At 72.3% G+C, this 19,085-nt stretch carries 15 protein-coding genes; 13 read left to right on the top strand and 2 right to left on the bottom strand.

What is annotated here, in order from left to right:
* Positions 1-139 precede the first annotated feature (139 nt).
* From KG111_RS00420 to KG111_RS00475, 12 genes are all read left to right on the top strand, one after another.
* Entirely contained in the window at positions 140-802 is a 663-nt protein-coding gene (locus tag KG111_RS00420; protein WP_240195627.1) for a TetR/AcrR family transcriptional regulator, read from the top strand.
* Complete coding sequence (locus KG111_RS00425) at positions 799-1,596, top strand: TIGR03084 family metal-binding protein (protein ID WP_205291171.1); 798 nt, start codon at positions 799-801, stop codon at positions 1,594-1,596. Before KG111_RS00420 ends, KG111_RS00425 begins: the two co-directional genes overlap by 4 nt.
* A complete protein-coding gene (locus KG111_RS00430; protein ID WP_205291170.1) occupies positions 1,593-3,356 on the top strand; it encodes an acyclic terpene utilization AtuA family protein in 1,764 nt (587 codons plus the stop codon). Before KG111_RS00425 ends, KG111_RS00430 begins: the two co-directional genes overlap by 4 nt.
* A 65-nt stretch (positions 3,357-3,421) precedes the next feature.
* Positions 3,422-4,558, top strand: a complete 1,137-nt coding sequence (locus KG111_RS00435; protein WP_205291169.1) for an acyl-CoA dehydrogenase family protein — start codon at positions 3,422-3,424, stop codon at positions 4,556-4,558.
* Between the two features lie 110 nt (positions 4,559-4,668).
* Positions 4,669-5,145, top strand: a complete 477-nt coding sequence (locus KG111_RS00440; protein ID WP_240195626.1) for an SRPBCC family protein — start codon at positions 4,669-4,671, stop codon at positions 5,143-5,145.
* Between the two features lie 47 nt (positions 5,146-5,192).
* On the top strand, positions 5,193-6,743 hold the full coding sequence (locus tag KG111_RS00445) for an acyl-CoA carboxylase subunit beta (RefSeq protein WP_205291347.1): 1,551 nt from the start codon (positions 5,193-5,195) through the stop codon (positions 6,741-6,743).
* Entirely contained in the window at positions 6,740-8,770 is a 2,031-nt protein-coding gene (locus KG111_RS00450; RefSeq protein WP_205291167.1) for an acetyl/propionyl/methylcrotonyl-CoA carboxylase subunit alpha, read from the top strand. The genes KG111_RS00445 and KG111_RS00450 overlap by 4 nt, the downstream gene beginning before the upstream one ends.
* The gene (locus tag KG111_RS00455) at positions 8,767-9,945 is read left to right on the top strand and encodes an acyl-CoA dehydrogenase family protein (protein ID WP_205291166.1); all 1,179 of its coding nucleotides are present in this window, start codon (positions 8,767-8,769) and stop codon (positions 9,943-9,945) included. The genes KG111_RS00450 and KG111_RS00455 overlap by 4 nt, the downstream gene beginning before the upstream one ends.
* A gap of 183 nt (positions 9,946-10,128) precedes the next feature.
* Complete coding sequence (locus tag KG111_RS00460) at positions 10,129-11,487, top strand: HNH endonuclease signature motif containing protein (RefSeq protein WP_205291165.1); 1,359 nt, start codon at positions 10,129-10,131, stop codon at positions 11,485-11,487.
* A gap of 219 nt (positions 11,488-11,706) precedes the next feature.
* Positions 11,707-11,946, top strand: coding sequence for a hypothetical protein (locus KG111_RS00465; RefSeq protein ID WP_205291164.1), 240 nt, complete (start codon positions 11,707-11,709; stop codon positions 11,944-11,946).
* 105 nt (positions 11,947-12,051) lie between these two features.
* Entirely contained in the window at positions 12,052-12,972 is a 921-nt protein-coding gene (locus tag KG111_RS00470) for an AEC family transporter (protein ID WP_205291163.1), read from the top strand.
* Positions 12,973-13,027: 55 nt separating this feature from the next.
* Positions 13,028-14,149, top strand: a complete 1,122-nt coding sequence (locus tag KG111_RS00475; protein WP_205291162.1) for a YihY/virulence factor BrkB family protein — start codon at positions 13,028-13,030, stop codon at positions 14,147-14,149.
* A 22-nt stretch (positions 14,150-14,171) separates the two neighbouring features.
* Here the strand turns inward: KG111_RS00475 and KG111_RS00480 are convergent, their stop codons facing one another.
* On the bottom strand, positions 14,172-15,794 hold the full coding sequence (locus KG111_RS00480) for a chitinase (RefSeq protein WP_205291161.1): 1,623 nt from the start codon (positions 15,792-15,794) through the stop codon (positions 14,172-14,174).
* 180 nt (positions 15,795-15,974) lie between these two features.
* On the opposite strand from KG111_RS00480, the gene KG111_RS00485 reads away from it, so the two are divergent.
* Entirely contained in the window at positions 15,975-18,296 is a 2,322-nt protein-coding gene (locus KG111_RS00485; protein WP_249666231.1) for a glycosyltransferase family 2 protein, read from the top strand.
* Here KG111_RS00485 and KG111_RS00490 read toward each other — a convergent pair.
* Entirely contained in the window at positions 18,293-19,069 is a 777-nt protein-coding gene (locus tag KG111_RS00490; RefSeq protein WP_205291160.1) for a tyrosine-protein phosphatase, read from the bottom strand. The genes KG111_RS00485 and KG111_RS00490 overlap by 4 nt on opposite strands.
* Positions 19,070-19,085: the final 16 nt, after the last annotated feature.

The following is a 19,085-nucleotide window of genomic DNA, read 5'->3' on the forward strand; positions in this document are numbered from 1 at the left end:
GGTCGTGCCGCCGCCTCGCGGGCCCGTCGCCCGCGCGGTCACTCTAAGGACGGCTCACCAGGTCTGGGTGGAGCGTCCACGGACGACCCATAAAAAAGTCAGGCTTGACTGTTTGTTTCCTTCGGCGCATGCTGGGCTCATGACCGCACCCGCCGCCCGCGTCCCCCAGGAGGAGCGCACCCGGCTGATGCGGTCGCGGCTGATGGAGGCCACGGTCGAGCTGCTGGTCGAGCGCGGCTTCGGCGGTACGACGACCACGCTCGTCTCGGAGCGGGCCGGCGTGAGCCGGGGCGCCCAGCTGCACCACTTCCCGACCAAGAACGACCTCGTCGTCGCCGCGGTCACCCACCTCTCGGACCGGCGCGGCGCGGAGCTCGCGGCCAGCGCGCAGCGGCTGCCCACCGGCCCGGACCGCACCCGCGCGGTGCTGCGGATGCTGGGCGACCACTTCGCCTCCCCGGTCTTCAGCGCCGCGCTCGAGCTGTGGGTCGCGGCCCGCACCGACCCGGCGCTGCTGGCCGCGGTCGCCCCCCTGGAGCAGCACGTCGGCCGCGAGGTGCACCGGCTGACCGTGGAGCTGCTCGGCGCCGACGAGTCGGTGCCGGGCGTGCGTGAGCTCGTCCAGGCCACCCTCGACCTGGTCCGCGGCCTCGGGCTGGCGAACACGCTCGGCGACGACGCACCCCGGCGCAGCCGGATCCTCGACGAATGGGCGCGGGTGCTGGACGCTGAGCTGGGCCGCAGCGCCCCTCGGCCTGGGACGGGCCGAGCAGAACGCGACGAGAAGGAGCCAAGCCGATGAGCGTGCTCGAGACCGTGCTCGCCGACCTGACCGCGGAGGGCGACGCCCTGCGCGCCGCCGTCGCCGGCCTGGACGAGGCCGGGTGGGCCACCCCCACGCCGGCGGAGGGGTGGAGCGTGGCCACCACGATCGCGCACCTGCGCTGGACCGACGAGTGCGCCGTGCTCGCCACCGCCGCCCACACCACGCCCGGCAAGCGGGCCTGGGACGACCTGGTGCTCAAGGCGATCGAGGACCCCGACGGCTTCGTCGACAAGTCCGCGCACGCGCTGGCCGCGCTGCCGCCCGCGGACCTGCTGCAGCGCTGGGACGAGGCCCGCCTCGCGCTCACCGAGTCGCTGCGCGCCTTCCCCGCCGGGGACAAGCTGCCGTGGTTCGGTCCGCCGATGTCGCCGACCTCGATGGCCACCGCCCGGTTCATGGAGACCTGGGCGCACGCCCTCGACGTGTACGACGCCCTCGGCTCCCGGCCCGCGCCCACCGACCGGATCCGGCACGTCGCCCACATCGGCGTGCGCACCCGCGACTTCTCCTTCGCCGGCCACGGCCTCGAGCCGCCCACCGAGGAGTTCCGCATCGAGCTCACCGCACCCAGCGGCCAGCTGTGGACCTGGGGCGCGGAGGACGCGCCGCAGCGCGTCACCGGGTCGGCGTACGACTTCTGTGAGCTGGTGACCCAGCGCGTCCACCGCGACGACACCGACCTGTTCGCGATCGGGGTCGACGCCGAGCGGTGGCTGGAGATCGCCCAGGCCTTCGCCGGACCCGCCGGGCCGGGCAGGGCGCCGCGATGAGCGCCCTGCGGATCGCCAACTGCTCGGGCTTCTACGGCGACCGGCTCTCCGCGCTGCGCGAGCAGCTCGAGGGCAGCAGCACCGGCCCCGACGTCGACGTCGTCACCGGCGACTACCTCGCCGAGCTGACCATGCTCATCCTCGGCATGGACCAGCTGCGCGACGCCGACCTCGGCTACGCCCGCACCTTCGTCCGCCAGCTCGAGGACACCCTCGGGCTGGCGCTGGAGAAGGGCGTGAAGATCGTCAGCAACGCCGGCGGGCTCAACCCCGCCGGCCTGGCCGCGAAGGTCACCGAGCTCTCCGACCGGCTCGGGCTCGGCGCCAAGGTCGCCCACGTCACCGGCGACGACCTGCGCGGCCACGCCGGCTTCGACGGCGCCCTGAGTGCCAACGCCTACCTCGGCGGCTTCGGCATCGCCGCGGCGCTGCGCCACGGCGCCGACGTCGTCGTCACCGGCCGGGTCACCGACGCCGCCCTCGTCGTGGGCCCCGCCGCCGCCCACCACGGCTGGAGCCCGACCGAGTACGACGCCCTCGCCGGGGCGGTCGTGGCCGGCCACATCATCGAGTGCGGCACCCAGGCCACCGGCGGCAACTTCTCCGGCTTCCGCGAGCTGTTCCGCGCCGGTGCCCCGATGGACCGCCCACTCGGCTTCCCCATCGCCGAGGTCGCCGCCGACGGCTCCAGCGTGATCACCAAGCACGAGGGCACCGGCGGCGCGGTCACCGTCGACACCGTCACCGCGCAGCTGCTCTACGAGGTGCAGAGCACCCGCTACCTCAACCCCGACGTCACCACCCGGCTCGACTCGATCGTGCTGCGCCAGGCCGGCCCGGACCGGGTGCAGGTCTCCGGCGTCACCGGCACCGCGCCGCCGCAGCAGCTCAAGGTCGCCGTCAACACCCTCGGCGGCTACCGCAACCAGGTCGAGCTGGTGCTCACCGGCCTCGACGTCGAGGCCAAGGCCGACTGGGTGCGCGCCCAGCTCGACGGCGCGTTCACCGCGGCCGAGGTCACCTGGACCCAGACCCCGGCCCGCACCGGCGACGCCGACACCGAGGAGGGCGCCTCGGTGCTGCTGCGCTGCACCGCCAAGGACCCCGAGCCCGGCCCGGTCGGCAAGGCCTTCACCGGCCCTGTCGTCGAGCTCGCGCTTGCCTCCTACCCCGGCTTCCACGTCACCGCCCCGCCCGCCAAGCCCACGCCGTACGGCGTCTACACCCCCGCCTACGTCGAGCGCTCCGAGGTCACCCACGTCGTGGTGCACCACGACGGCAGCCGCGAGGTGGTCGCCGACCCGACCGAGTTCGTCGAGCAGGTGGCCCCCGAGGAGCTGGACCCCGGCCTCGGCGCCCGGCCCTCGCCGTACCCGGCGCCGGCCGACACCATCACCCGCCGGATGCCGCTGGGCACCTTCCTGCACGCCCGCTCCGGGGACAAGGGCGGCGACGCCAACCTCGGCCTGTGGGTCAAGAACGACGCCGCCACCGGCGCCACCACCGCGGCCCAGTACGCCGCCCGGGTGCAGTGGCTGGCCAAGCTGATGACGCCGCGCAAGGTGCGCGAGCTGATCCCCGAGGCCCGCGACCTCGACATCGACGTCTACGTGCTGGAGAACCTCGGTGCCGTCAACGTCGTCATCCACGGGCTCCTCGGTGAGGGCGTCGCCTCGACGACCCGTTTCGACCCGCAGGCCAAGGCCCTGGGTGAGTGGGTGCGTGCGCGCAGCGTGCACATCCAGGACGACCTCGTCTGACCTGCACGACCCCGAACAAGCACACCCCACACCCCCCGAACCGTCAGAGAGAAGGACCCGCCTCCATGCGTTGGAACTCCGAGCGCGCCGCGCTCAAGCAGGCCGCGACCGACTGGGCCACCCGTGAGATCGCGCCGTCGATCCAGGAGTGGGAGGACGCCGGCGAGCTGCCGCGCAGCCTCACCCACGCCGCCGCCAAGGCCGGCATGCTCAGCGTCGGGTACGCCGAGGAGTTCGGCGGCGACGGCGGCGACGTGCTCGACGCGTGCGCCCTGCAGGAGGGCCTGATGGCGGCCGGCGCCTCCGGCGGCCTGCTCTCCGCGCTCTACACCCACGGCATCTCCGCGCCTCACATGATCGCCCACGGCTCGCCGTACCTGCTCGAGAAGTACGTCCGGCCCACCCTGCAGGGCGATCTCATCGGTTCGTTGGGCATCACCGAGCCCGACGGCGGCTCCGACGTCGCCAGCCTCAAGACCCGCGCGGTGCGCGACGGCGACCACTACGTCATCAACGGCGCGAAGACCTACATCACCTCCGCGGTGCGCGGTGACTTCGTCGTCACCGCCGCCCGCACCGGCGACGAGGGCCACGGCGGCCTGTCGCTGATCGTGGTCGACAAGGACACCCCCGGCCTGACCGTCAGCCGCTCGCTGCAGAAGATGGGCTGGCGCTGCTCCGACACCGCCGAGCTGTCCTACGACAACGTGCGCGTCCCGGTCACCAACCTGGTCGGCGAGGAGAACCACGCGTTCTACTACATCGCCGAGCAGTTCGTGGTGGAGCGGATCTTCCTCGCCCTCATCGGCTACACCACCGCGCTGCGCTGCACCGAGCTCGCCGCGCAGTACTGCCGCGAGCGGGAGACCTTCGGCAAGCCGGTCATCAAGAACCAGGTGGTGCGGCACAAGCTCGTCGAGATGCGCCGCCAGGCCGAGGTCGCCCGGACCTACACCCTCGAGGTCGCCCAGCGCCACGTCGAGGGCGAGTCCGTCATCGCCGAGGCGTGCATGGCCAAGCAGACCGCCGTGGAGACCGCCGTCGCGGTCGCCGACATGGCCGTGCAGCTGCACGGCGGCTACGGCTACATGCACGGCACCGAGGTGGAGCGGCACTACCGCGACGCCCGCCTGCTGCCCATCGGCGGCGGCGCCACCGAGGTGCTCACCGACCTGTCGGCGAAGCTGCTCGGCTACGCCTGACGCACCGACCCGACCCCGCCCGACCAAGCCCGACCCCGAACCACCCAGCACCACCCGAACCACCCAGCACCACCCGAACCCAACCGGCAGCACCAGCGAAGGAGCACATGATGGCCCTGTTGAAGCCGCTCGGCAGCGAGGTGTCGCTGACCATCGCCGCACCCGTGGACCAGGTGTGGTCGCTGGTCAGCGACGTCACCCGGATCGGGGAGTTCTCCCCGGAGACGTTCGAGGCGCAGTGGACGCGCGGCGCCACGGGGCCGGCGGAGGGCGCCCGGTTCAAGGGCCACGTGAAGCGCAACGGGGTCGGGCCGACGTACTGGACGGGGTGCACGGTCACCGAGTGCGTCGAGAACCGGCTCTTCGAGTTCACCGTGGGCATGGAGGGAAAGACCCCGGTGAACCGCTGGGGCTACCGGCTGGAGTCGCTGGGCTCGGAGACCACCCGGGTCACCGAGTACTTCCGGCTCACCCCGTCATGGCCGATCCGGATCTACTGGGCGCTGCTCGGCCCGTTCCGCACCCGCACCAACGAGCGCGGGATGCGCACCACCCTGAAGCGGATGAAGGCGGTGCTCGAGGGGTGAGCACGACCGCACCGGAGCAGTCCGTGGAGCGGGCCCGCCGGGCCGCCATGGAGGAGAAGATCGCGGCGCTGCACGCCGAGCAGGCCAAGGCCGTCGAGGCCGGCGGCAAGTACGTCGAGCGCCACCGCGCCCGCGGCAAGCTCACCGCCCGCGACCGCATCGAGCTGCTGCTCGACGAGGACGCCGCGTTCCTCGAGCTGATGCCGCTGGCGGCGTGGGGCAGTGACTTCCCGGTCGGCGCCTCGCTGGTCACCGGCATCGGCGTCGTGGAGGGCGTCGAGTGCATGGTCATCGCCAACGACCCCACGGTGAAGGGCGGTGCCCTCAACCCGTGGTCGGTGAAGAAGAACTTCCGCGCCCTCGACATCGCCCGCGAGAACGCGCTGCCGGTGATCAACCTGACCGAGTCCGGCGGCGCCGACCTGCCCACGCAGAAGGAGATCTTCATCCCCGGCGGGCGCGGGTTCCGCGACCTGACCCGGTCCTCGGCGGCGAAGGTGCCCACCGTCTCGGTGGTGTTCGGCAACTCCACCGCCGGCGGCGCCTACATCCCCGGCATGAGCGACTACGTGATCATGGTCGCCGAGCAGGCGAAGGTGTTCCTGGCCGGCCCGCCGCTGGTGAAGATGGCCACCGGCGAGGAGTCCGACGACGAGTCGCTCGGCGGCGCCGAGATGCACTCGCGGGTCTCCGGCTCCTCCGACTTCCTCGCCGTCGACGAACGCGACGCGATCCGCCTGGCACGTCGTACCGTCGCTCGGCTGAACTGGCGCAAGACCGGCACGGTGCCCGCCGCCGGCTACGCCGAGCCGGAGCTGGACCCCGACGGGCTGCTGGAGCTGATCCCGAGCGACCTGAAGGAGCCCTTCGACCCGCGCGAGGCGATCGCCCGGATCGTTGACGGCCCGGGGCCGGGCAACGAGGTGGCCTTCGACGAGTTCAAGCCGCTCTACGGCACCGCGCTGTGCACCGGTTGGGCGCAGCTGCACGGGTATCCGATCGGGATCATCGCCAACGCCCGCGGCGTCCTGATGAGCCAGGAGGCGCAGAAGGCCGCGCAGTTCATCCAGCTGGCCAACCAGAAGGACACCCCGCTGCTGTTCCTGCACAACACCACCGGCTACATGGTGGGCAAGGAGTACGAGCAGGGCGGGATCATCAAGCACGGCGCGCAGATGCTCAACGCCGTCTCCAACTCCTCCGTGCCGCACCTGACCGTGATCATGGGCGCCTCCTACGGCGCCGGGAACTACGGCATGAACGGGCGCGCCTACGACCCGCGGTTCCTGTTCACCTGGCCGTCGGCGAAGTCGGCGGTGATGGGCCCCGCGCAGCTGGCCGGGGTGATGGAGATCGTCGCCCGGCAGTCCGCGGAGTCCAAGGGCCGACCCTTCGACGCCGACGCGTTCGCGCCCACCAAGCAGATGGTGGAGCAGATGGTGGAGGAGCAGTCGCTGCCCTACGTGCTGTCCGGGATGGTGTACGACGACGGGGTCATCGACCCGCGCGACACCCGCACCGTGCTCGGCATCTGCCTGTCCGTCATCGCCAACCGCGCCTTCGAGGGCGCCCGGGGCTACGGGGTGTTCCGCCTGTGATCACACGACTGCTGGTCGCCAACCGCGGCGAGATCGCGCGGCGGGTCTTCCGCACCTGCCGCGACCTGGGCATCGAGACCGTGGCCGTGCACTCCGACGCCGACGCTCACATGCCGTTCGTGGCCGAGGCCGACGTCGCCGTACGGCTGCCGGGCAGCACGCCGGCCCAGACCTATCTGCGCGGCGAGCTGGTGATCGAGGCCGCCCGGCGCACCGGCGCGGACGCGATCCACCCCGGCTACGGCTTCGGCTCCGAGAACGCCGACTTCGCCCGCGCCGTCCTCGCCGCCGGCCTGGTGTGGGTGGGCCCGGCGCCGGAGTCGATCGAGCGGATGGGCTCGAAGATCGAGGCCAAGAAGCTGATGGACGCCGCCGGCGTCCCGGTCCTGGGCAACGCCGACGCCGACACCGCCACCGAGGCCGACCTGCCGTTGCTGGTGAAGGCCTCGGCCGGCGGCGGCGGCCGCGGCATGCGGATCGTGCGGTCCCTGGACCGCCTCGCCGCCGAGGTCGCGGCCGCGGGCGCCGAGGCGGCGTCGGCGTTCGGCGACGGCACCGTGTTCGTCGAGCCGTACGTCGAGGACGGCCGGCACATCGAGGTGCAGGTGCTGGGCACCGCCGAGGGCACCGTCGTGCTCGGCGAACGGGACTGCTCGGTGCAACGCCGCCACCAGAAGGTGATCGAGGAGGCGCCCGCCCCCGGGCTTCCCGCGGCCACCCGCACCGCGCTGCACGCCGCCGCGAAGGCCGCCGCCGAGGCCATCGACTACCGCGGCGCCGGCACCGTGGAGTTCCTCTACGACCCGGCCCGCGACCGGTTCTACTTCCTGGAGATGAACACCCGCCTCCAGGTCGAGCACCCCGTCACCGAGGCCGTGCACGGCGTCGACCTGGTCGCGCTGCAGGTCGCCGTCGCCGAGGGCCGCACCCCGGATCTGGCCGACGTCGTCGCGGCGGGCCCGCGCGGTCACGCGATCGAGGTCCGGCTCTACGCCGAGGACCCCGCCGCCGGCTACCAGCCGCAGAGCGGCGTGATCACCGCCTTCGACATCCCCGGCGTGAGTGCGGAGTTCGCCGGGCCGCAGGGGTTCGGCGTGCGGCTCGACTCCGGCGTGGGCGCGGGCGATGAGATCGGCACGTTCTACGACGCGATGATCGCCAAGGTCATCGTGCACGCCCCGACCCGCGAGCAGGCGCTGCGCCAGCTCGCCGGGACGCTGCGCCGCGCCCGGCTGCACGGGCTGCGCACCAACCGCGACCTGCTCGTCGAGCTGCTCGGCCACCCCCGCGTCGTCGAGGGCACCATGTCGACCACGTTCCTCGACACCGCCGAGCTGGCCGCGCTCGAGCCCGGCGTGCCCGGCACTGTCGTGCAGCAGGCGTCCGCCCTGTTCGCGGCCACCGTCGCCTGGGTCGAGCACCTCGCCGCACGCCGGCCGGTGCAGCGCCGGATGCCGCGCGGCTGGCGCAACGTGCACGCCGACGTCCGTCGTACGACGTTCGAGGTGGCGGGCACCGAGGTCGAGGTCGGCTGGGTCACCGAGGCCGGGCGCTACCGCCTCGTCGACGGGTACGGCGAGGTCGACGGCGTCACCGCCGCCGCCGTGACCCGGACCGCCGCCGGCTGGCGGGTCGTGGTCGAGCGCGACGGCCTCACCACGCCGTACGACGTCGCGATCGCCGGTGAGCGCCTCGACGTCGACGGCGCCGGGATCCACCTGGCGCTGCGCAAGGTGCCGCGGTTCGTGGACCCGGCCACCCAGGTCGCCGCCGGCTCGCTGCTCGCCCCGATGCCGGGCAGCGTGGTCGTCGTGCACACGGAAGTCGGCGACGTCGTCGCCGAGGGCCAACCGCTGCTCGTCATGGAGGCCATGAAGATGCAGCACACCGTCGCGGCGCCCTGTGCGGGCACCGTCGTCGCGCTGCCGGCGAGCGCCGGGCAGCAGGTCGAGGCGGGCACCGTGCTCGCCGTCGTCGAGGCGGAGGGTGCTCCCTCCGACGCCACCGAACAAGGAGAGACCGCATGAGCGACACCGTCGCCACGATGTTCAGCGAGCCCGAGGAGCGCACCGCGCTGCGGGAGGCGGTGAAGAAGCTCGCCGGCAAGTACGGCCGGGAGTTCGTCGAGAAGCAGGCCCGCGAGGGCGGCAAGATGACCGAGATGTGGCTCGAGATGGGCTCCGCCGGGTTCCTCGGCGTCAACATCCCCGAGGAGTTCGGCGGCGGTGGCGGCGGCATGGCCGACCTGGCCGCCGTGCTGGAGGAGACCGCCGCGGCCGGTGCGCCGCTGCTGATGATGGTCGTCTCGCCCGCCATCTGCGGCTCGATCATCGCCCGCTGCGGCACCCCGGAGCAGAAGCAGCGCTGGCTGCCCGCGATCGCCGACGGCACCCACCTGATGGCCTTCGGCATCACCGAGGCCGACGCCGGCTCGAACTCGCACAAGATCACCACCACCGCCGAGCGCGACGGCGACAGCTGGGTGCTGAAGGGGCAGAAGACCTTCATCTCCGGTGTCGACGAGGCGCAGTCGGTGCTCATCGTGGCCCGCACCGCGGACGCGAAGACCGGCAAGCTCAAGCCGGCGCTGTTCGTCGTGCCGACCGACGCGCCGGGCTTCACCAAGCAGCCGATCCCGATGTCGTGGGACGCCCCGGAGAAGCAGTTCACCCTCTTCCTCGACGACGTCCGCCTGCCCGCCGAGAACCTCGTCGGCGACGAGGACGGCGGCCTGTGGCAGCTGTTCGCCGGGCTCAACCCGGAGCGGATCATGGGCGCGGCGATGTCGTGCGGCCTGGCCCGCTACGCCCTCGACAAGGCGGTGGCCTACGCCAAGGAGCGCTCGGTGTGGAAGGACGCCCCGATCGGCGCCCACCAGGGCATCGCGCACCCGCTGGCCAAGGCCAAGATCGAGCTGGAGCAGGCCCGCCTGCTGTGGCAGAAGGCCGCGGCCCTGTACGACGCCGGGGACGACTTCACCGCCGGTGAGTACGCCAACATGGCCAAGTACGCCGGCGGCGAGATCGCCTGCAACGCCACCGACGTCGCCGTGCACACCCACGGCGGCAACGGCCTGACCGCCGAGTACGGCCTGGGCAACATGCTCGTCGCCGCTCGCCTCGGCCGGATCGCCCCGGTCAGCCGGGAGATGATCCTCAACTTCGTCGCCATGCACTCCCTGGGGCTGCCGAAGTCCTACTGACGTCCGACGTACGTCGTCCACGGCCCGCCGCGGGACCTCCGGGTCCCGCGGCGGGCCTGTGCGTTCTCCTCCATGAGCCACTCGAACGACCCGGAATCGTCCCCAGGCGGACCGGTGTTTCCGCAGCTCACAGGCGGTTTTCGGGGGTGGGGTTCTGTCGGAGGGTCGGAGGAGAATCCAGGTATGGATCTCAGGAGCAGCACCGCAGTCGCGGAGCACGACGGCCGTCCGGTCGCCGAGCTGCTCAACGTCCTCGACGCCGGCGTTCGACGTCGCGCCGCCCTGATGATCGACGAGTGGGCAGCGATCGTCGCGTGGGCGGACCAGAACGTCGTGGACGCTCCCGAGCACGCCGCCACCTTGCGGGACTCGTTCGTCGACACCGGGGTCCCCATCGCCGGGACGGGTGCTCCGCTGGTGTCGGAGTTCAACCTGATGGAGCTGATCGCCGTGCTGGGCCGCTCACCCGACGGCGGACGGGCCTATGTGGGTCGGATCGTGGAGTGCGCGTGGCGGCTGCCTCTTCTCTACGGCCAGGTGATGGCCGGGAAGGTCGCCACCTGGCGCGCCGAGCGGGTCGCCGACCTCACCCGCAGCCTCAACGCCGATGCCGCTGGGTTCGTGGACCGCCAGGTGGCCGCCCGGGTAGGCCGCGTCGGCTGGGCGGAGATGGACCGCATCGTCGCTACCGCGATCCTGCGCCACGACCCTGAGGCCGCTGAGGCGCGGCGCAAGGAAGCCTCCGACCATCGGCACTTCGACATCGGCGACGCCAACGAGAACGGGCTTGCGGTCATCGGGGGCCTGGTCGACGCCGCCGATGCCGCGGACCTCGACGACGCCGTCGGCCGGCGCGCGATGCTGCTGGGCCGACTCGGTTCTGAGGAGTCGCTCGACGTGCGGCGTGCGGTCGCCGTCGGCGAGCTGGCCAGGAACGACCTTGAGCTCGACCTGCTCACCACGGACGAGGAGACCGGTGAGGTGACCGTCCGTTCGGCTGGCCGCAAGGCCGAGATCGCGGTCCACATCACCGACACCATGCTCAACGAGGTCGTGGACGCCGAGAACCCGGTCGGGCGCTGGCACGACGGCAAGCGCCCGGTGTTGAAGGAGCAGATCCGGGAGTGGCTGCGCACCGCCACCTCGATCACCGTGCAGCCGGTGATCGACCTCGCCGACTGCGACCCGGTGGACCGGTACGAGATCCCCGCGCGGCACCGCAAGCAGGTCGAGCTGCGGGACACCACCTGCTGTTTCCCCGGCTGCACCACCCGCGCCGAACGCTGCGACCTCGACCACCGCATCCCCCATGAGCAGGGCGGGAGCACCTGCCCGTGCAACGAGTTCCCATGCTGCAGGCGGCACCACCGCGCCAAGACCCACTCCGGCTGGCGCTACTTCGTCCTCATGCCCGGCCACCTTCTCTGGCGAAGTCCCCACGGGCACTTCTTCCACGTCGGGCCGAACGGCACGCAAGCGCTCGACCCACCCGGCCGCTGGCCCGACGCGCTGGCCGATCCCGGTCTCGTCCCCGCCGCCTGACCCTTCTCTCCGTCGGGTCCGCAGCGCGCCCGGGCACCGGCCGAGACGAGTTCGGGCGAAGCCGGGCGGGCAGAGCGTTCTGCGGAGCATGATCGCGTCCGTGCTCAGGTTCCTGCCGCCCATCGTGATCTTGGTGCTGTGGGTGTACTGCCTCGTCGAGGTCATCGGCGCGCGCGAGGACGGGGTGCGCAACCTCGCCAGCGGTGCTGGATCCTGATCGTGCTGCTCTTCCCGCTCGCCGGGTCGATCGCCTGGCTGGTCGCCGGACGGCCGCTGTCGGCCCGCCCGCTCGACCGTGCGGCGGGCGGGGCGCCGGGCTTCCCGGAGTACGAGCGCCCGGGGCGGTTCGCGGCCCGAGACGAGGCGGCGGACGAGGAGTTCCTGCGCCGGGTGCGCGAGCGCGCCGAGGAGCAGCGCCGTCGACAGCGCGACCGGCACCAGGACCCGCCGACCGAGTAGGGGTCTCGAGGCTCGCTGGCGCTCGCACCTCCACCACCGCGTGCCGGCGTCTCACGGCGGCTGGCGTGGTCGGCGGGCCACCGGGGAGGTGGTGGGATCTCCCGCGTGGGAGGAGTGCTCGAGGGGTTCGCGACCATCGCGATCGTGATCGGGTGCGGCGCCCTGCTGGCCCACCTCGGGATCATCGACCTGAAGGCCCAGCGCAGCCTGTCGCTGACGTCGTTCTACCTCGCCAGCCCGGCCCTGCTCGTCACCGTCCTCGAGGACGCCGACGCCACCAAGGTGCTGTCGGGGCCGCTGGTGGCCACCGCCGGCGGGGTGGTGATCACTGCGGCGCTGCTGGTCGCCGTCGCCGTCTGGCGGGGCCTGGACGCAGGCACCTCGGTGATCGCGGCACTGTGCTCGGCGTACGTCAACGCCGGCAACCTCGGCATCCCGATCGCCGCCTACGCCCTCGGTGACGCCTCACTGATCGTGCCGGCCCTGCTCATGCAGCTGCTGGTGCTGCAGCCACTGGCCCTCACCGTCCTCGACGTGATGACCAGCCCGACCCGACCGAGCCTCACCAAGGTGCTCACCCGCCCGGTCACCAACCCGCTCACCATCGGCTCGCTGCTCGGCCTCGTGCTGTCGCTGACCGACACCGAGCTGCCGCGCACGCTGCACGCGCCGCTGGAGCTGATCGGCGGGATGGCGGTGCCTGCCATGCTCATCGCGTACGGCGTCGCGCTCCGCCTCGGCCCCACCCCGGGCCGGGGCGTGACCCCGGCCGCGCTCGGCGTGGTGACGGTGCTGAAGATGGTCGTGCAGCCGCTGGTGGCGTACCTGATCGGCCGGTTCGCGGTCGGCCTGGACGCCGAGGAGCTGTTCGCCGTCACCCTGCTCTCCGCGCTGCCGACAGCCCAGAACGTGTTCGTGATCGCCCTCCGCTACGACCGCGGTGTGCTGCTCGCCCGGGACGCGATCTTCGTCAGCACGCTGGCCAGCGCACCCGTCGCGCTGGTCATCTCGGCGCTGCTCGCCTGAGCCCGAGGCGGCGGCGGTGACCGGTGCCTTCAGGGCGATGTCATAGGTTGCGCTAGTGGGCGTCGTCGGGAAGATCGATCGCGGGCAGCGGCGGAGATCCGTCATCGGCTTCCCGCTCGCGGTCGTCTACAAGTTCTTCGACGACCAGGGCAACTACCTCGCGGCGATCCTGACCTTCTACGCGTTCCTCTCGATCTTCCCGCTGCTGCTGCTCGCCACCTCGATCCTCGGCTTCTTCCTCGAGGGCCGCCCCGCGCTGCAGGAGCAGGTGCTGGACTCCGCGCTCGCCCAGTTCCCGATCATCGGCGACCAGCTGGGCCGCCCCGGCGGCCTGCAGGGCTCCACCGGCGGCATCATCGTCGGTGCCCTCACCGCGCTGTACGGCGCGCTCGGCCTGGGCCTGGCGCTGCAGAACGTGCAGTCCGCCGCATGGGCGGTGCCGCGCAACAGCCGCCCGAACCCCATCATGACCCGGGTCAACAGCCTGTTCATCCTCTTCGGCGCCGGCACCGCGATCCTGGGGCTCTCCATCGGCTCGGCGGTGCTCACCGAGACCGACCTGGTGGGCGAGCTGTCCCGGCACAGCTGGTTCCACTGGATGATCCGGCTGCTGACGGTGGTGGTCCTGGGCCTCGGCATGACGGCGCTGCTGCGGGTGGCCGCCGCCCGGGCGATCCGTGACCGAGGGATCCGCGCCGCCCCCGGCGGATTCACCATCGCGGTGCTGTGGCAGCTGCTGCAGTGGATCGGGACCGTCTATGTCACCAACGTGATCGCCAGCGCCAGCCGCAACAGCATGACCGAGGTGTTCGGCGTCGTCCTCGGGCTGATGGGCCTGCTCTACATCGGCGCGATCATCGGCGTGCTCGGCATCGAGGTGAACGTCGTCATCGCCCGCAAGCTGTGGCCGCGCGCCCTGCTCACCCCGTTCACCGACTCCGTCGACCTCACCGAGGCCGACCGCCGCGCGTACGCCATGTACGCCCAGATGCAGCGGCACAAGGGCTTCGAGACCGTCTCGGTCCGCTTCGACGGCCGCGACGGCGACACCCACGAGATCGTCCTCGACCCGCGCACGGAGAAGGTCATCAAGCAGCACATCCCCGGCGCCCCGCCCCGGCCTGAGGCGGCCCACGAGCCGACCCTGCCGATGAAGCTGCCGCCGCCGGCTCCCTGAGGGCCGGCACGCCGCAGCAGGCTCAGCCCCCGCCGGGGGTGCCGGCGCCGGGGCTCTCGCTCGGCCGCTGGCGCGGCTTCTTGCCCGGCTCCGCGGACGCACTGGCGAGCTCGGCGGCGGACAACCGGCGCCACGGCGAGGGCGCGTCGGCCGTCGAGGGCTGGTCGGGGGAGGTGCCGCGGGTCCACCACAGCGCGACGTACGCGACGCCGTCGAGCTGCACCTGCGACCCGGCGCGGTAGACCTTCCCGGGCCGCCACATGGGGTACGTGCCCTCGGGCACCTTCGGGGTGGGCTGCGGCCGCTCACCTGGCAGCACCGGCCCGATCAGCCGCCACGCCGACGCGCTGTCCTCGATCGTCGGGTCATCGGGCACGTCGCCGCTGGTCCACCACTTGGCGACGTACACGTTGCGCCGCCAGACCACCCGCTCCTCCTTCTGGTAGACCACTTCGGGGTCCCAGATCTGGTACGGGCTGGTCTCCGGGTCGTCGGTCGGGGTGGCGCCGGGCGAGGGGACCTGGGTCGGGCTGGGGGTCGCCGAGGGGACCACGGCCCGTTGCGGCACGCCCTCGCGCTCCTCGCCCAGCACCGCGGCGAAGTCGCCCGCTGCCTGCCGCACCCCGCTGCACGAGTCGGAGACCTTGGTGGGGTCGGGCCAGTTGTTGCTGCACGGCCGGTCGCGGTTCAACGACCACGCGGAGACCCGCCCCAGCTTCTTCTCGTCGGCGAAGTCGCGCAGCCGCTCGGCGTCGGCGAGGGTGAACACCTCCTCGACCACGTCGTTCTGCCCCAGCATCGGCGTGGCGCCGAGCAGCCGCCACAGCTGCGCCTCGGTCCGCCGGTCGCCGGCGGCGACGTACAGCTCGCCGAGCTGGGCGTGGGTGGACTCCAGCGCCTTGATCGAGGCCTGTGCCATCGAGTCCTCGGCGTCCTTGGAGCCGCCGTAGTCCATCGTCATCACGTTGACACCGGCGAGGTCGACGCCGGCCCGGATCATCGTGCGCACCAGCGCCAGCCCCGACTCGGTGAGCCCGTGCGGTGCGACCGGCAACGTCACCCAGACCTCGGTGTCCTCGGCCTCCTGCAGCCGTACGACGGCTTCCGCGCGCCGCTGGTTGGCCTCGGCGTCCTCCAGGGCGGCGCCCTCGATGTCCAGGTCGATCATGCCGCCGGAGTAGCGCCGCACCACCTCGCGGTAGGCGTCGTACAGCGCGTCGACGTCGGTGCAGCCGACGGCGAGCTCGGTGTTGGCCTGGCCGCCGAAGGAGACGATGGGCGCACCGCCCAGCTGGCGCAGGCGCGCGATCCGGCGGTCCAGGTCGAGCTGGTCCTCCGCCTCGTCGAGGGTGTAGGCGGCACCCCAGGACGGCCGGCACGGGTCGGCGCGGTCGGCCACGACGAAGGCGAGCACGGCGTTCGGCGCCGCTGCCCCCTCGGCGGTGGTGTCCGGCTCCTCGAAGGCCAGGGTCGGGGTGGCGGTGACGTCGACGTACCCGGCGAACCAGACGTCGGTGCTCAGCTTGACCCGGGAGTCCTGGAACCAGCGCCAGCCCTCCAGCGAGGCGAACGCCACCGCGGCCGTGGTGACGAGCACGATGCCCAGACGGACCCAGGACAGACGCCGTCCCTCGACCAGCGCCACGGCCCCGCCCCTTCCTGCGCCCTGTCACCTGGCCGGCCCCGCCAGAGCGCGGGGGCCCGGTGCCCGGTGTCAGTGCGTCAGCGTACGGGGCGCAACCGGAGTGTTGTGTGGCTATCGCGCACAAGCGCGGTCCGGATCCGCGAAGATGCTCAGGTGACAGGGGTCAGAGAAGATCGAGTGGTGGAGGTCGCGCCACCGACCCCGCGGCGTCGCCGGCAGTGGGGAGCCGAGCGGCGCGCCGAGCCGATGCCGATCGTGCACCCCCGGCCGACCTCCGGCACCTTGATGTGGGGCCGGATCGCGATCACCGTGGTGGTGTCGTCCTGGGTGCTGTACCTGGTCAACACCGTCATCCGGCACTTCCTCGAGGGCCGCGGCGGGTTCCGGTTCACCATGGAGGCCATCACCTACGTCCTGGTGGTCACCGCGCTGACCTTCTCCGCGCTGATGTACCTGGTCGCCCGCCAGGGCGCCCTGCAGCGCTTCCGCGCCCACCAGCGGGTGCCGCGCGGGCTGCTCGACCAGCACTTCGACGCCACCCCGCGCGCGCTCGCGGTGCTCATCCCCTCCTACGCCGAGGAGCCGGACATCGTCCGGCTGACGCTGTGGAGCGCGGCGCTGCAGGAGTACCCCGACCTGCGCATCGTGCTGCTCATCGACGACCCGCCCAACCCGACCGATCCGGAGGTCGTCGCCCGGTTGGAGGCCACCCGGGCGTTGACCGCGGAGATCGAGCGCACCCTGTTCGCCCCGGGGCGCCGGGCGTTCCTGGGGTTCAAGCGCGCCGCCGAGCAGCTGGAGGGCCACGACCTCGCCGAAGGCGAGGTGATCGCCGAGCTCGCCGACGAGTACCTGGCCGCGGCACTGTGGCTGGAGCGGATGGCCGAGGCCGAGGTGGTCACCGACCACGTCGCGGAGTTCTTCGCCGACCAGGTGCTGCTCGGGCTGGCCAACGAGCTGCGGCTCACCCTGGTGGCGCTCGAGGCCGCGATCGAGCAGGGCGCCACGATGCCGGCGCGCCGGGTGCTGGAGCTGCACCGGCGGCTGTTGTGGATCTTCTCCGCCCGGCTGGAGAACTTCGAGCGCAAGCGCTACGTCTCGCTCTCGCAGGAGGCCAACAAGGCGATGAACATCAACTCCTACCTGGGGTTGATCGGCAAGACCTGGCGACCGGTGGAGACCGCCGAGGGCACCATCCTGCGCCGCCACGACGACGACCCCGCGCCCGGCGACCTGGTCGTGCCCGACCCGGTCTACGTGCTCACCCTGGACGCCGACTCCCAGCTGCTGCGCGACTACTGCCTGCGGCTGGTCTACTTCCTGGAGCAGCCGGAGAACCACGACGTCGCGATCACGCAGACGCCGTACTCCTCCTATCGCGGGGCACCGACCCGGATCGAGCGGATCGCCGGCGCCACCACCGACATCCAGCACATCCTGCACCAGGGGATGACCTACTACGACTCGACGTTCTGGGTCGGCGCGAACGCGGTGATCCGCAGCAGCGCGCTGCACGACATCGTGCAGGTGGAGACCATCGGCGGGCACGAGGTGCGCACCTACATCCAGGACCGCACCGTCATCGAGGACACCGAGTCCAGCATCGACATCGCTGCCGCCGGCTGGCGGCTGGTGAACTACCCCGAGCGGCTCAGCTACTCGGCCACGCCGCCGGACTTCGGCTCGCTGGTGGTGCAGCGGGCCCGCTGGGCCAACGGCGGGCTGCTGATCCTGCCCAAGTTCTTCCAGCAGCGGAAGCCGCGCGCCCGGGAGGGCCGCCCGATCCGGCTCGGCGAGCTGGCGCTGCGGGTCAACTACATGGCCTCCATCGCGTGGGCCAGCGTGGCGCTGTTGTTCCTGCTCTTCTACCCCTACGACAAGCGCCTGCTCAGCCCGTTCGTGCTCGGCGCGGCCCTCCCGTACTTCCTGGCGATGGCCAGCGACCTGCGGGTGTGCGGCCACCGCCGCTCCGACGTGTTCCGGATCTACGGGTTCAACCTGGTGCTGCTGCCGGTCAACCTGGCCGGGGTGCTGAAGTCGGTGCAGCAGGCGTTCACCGGCGAGAAGATCCCGTTCGCGCGCACCCCCAAGGTCCGCAACCGCACCGCGGCACCGGGGCTGCACGTGCTGGTGCCCTACCTGATCGTCGGCTACTCCTTGGTCACCGCCTGGCGCAGCTACCTCGACGGAAACTGGGGCAACTTCGCCTTCGCCACCCTCAACACGGTGCTGGCGGCCTGGGCGATCCGCGCCTACATCGGGGTCAGCAACTCGATCGTGGACATGACGATGGGCGTGGTGCACTGGCTGTTCGTGCCGGTCAAGCAGAAGCCGGTCGTCGAGGAGCAGCCGGCCGCGCGGGGCGTGGACTGGGAGTCGATCCTCTACCACGGCGACCGCCGGATGGGCCGCGACGTGCGACGCAAGGGTGACCGCCGCCGCCGCCGGCTGCAGCGCAGCGGGCGGCGGGGCCCCGCGGACCAGCGCCGACCAGCGGGCTAGGGCTGGCCGGGCTCGACGCGCAGCAGCGTGCGCAGCCGCTCCAGCACGTCCTCGCCGAGCCCGAGCCCGTCGCGCAGGTAGCCGCTGCGGTCGCCGTACGACGCCTCGACCTCGTCGAGCGCGGCGTGCAGGTAGGCGACGTCGGCCACCAGCGCGGGCGCGAACACCGCGACCTTCTCGCGCCCGAGGTGCTCGGCGATCTGCGCCTCGGTGCGGGCACGGCTGCGCGCCGTCCGGGCGTTGGTGAGCAGGTAGTCGGCCTCGATCGTGGCGTCGTCGACGCCCGCGAGGTGCAGCAGCAGTGCGGCCACCCAGCCGGTGCGGTCCTTGCCGGCCGAGCAGTGGAACAGCTGCGGACCGCCGTCGGCGAGCCGGGTGAGCACGGCGCCGAAGGCGGACAGCGACTTCGGGTGGGTCACGAAGCTGCGGTAGACCTGCGCCATCAGCGCCTGGGCGTCGTCGCGGTGGTCCAGCGCCGCCAGCTCCTCCATCGGGATGCCGCTGGCGTCGAGGTGCACCAGCTCGGCGCCGGGCAGCGCGGGGTCGGGGTGCAGGGCGACCTCGGGCGCGGTGCGCAGGTCGATCACCGTGTGCAGCCCGACCCGGGCCAGCAGGCCGTGGTCCTCCTCGGTCAGCTGCAGGTCGTTGGAGCGGTAGAACACCCCGGTCCGCAGCCGGCCGCCGTCCGCGGTGGCGTAGCCCGGCTCCGGGCCGGCGACGTCGCGGAAGTTGTCGACCGATGCCAGCCGCAGGTACTCCTCAGCCTCGCTCACGGCTGCGAGCGTAGGG

The organism is Nocardioides faecalis (assembly GCF_018388425.1).
GTDB classification, from domain to species: domain Bacteria; phylum Actinomycetota; class Actinomycetes; order Propionibacteriales; family Nocardioidaceae; genus Nocardioides; species Nocardioides faecalis.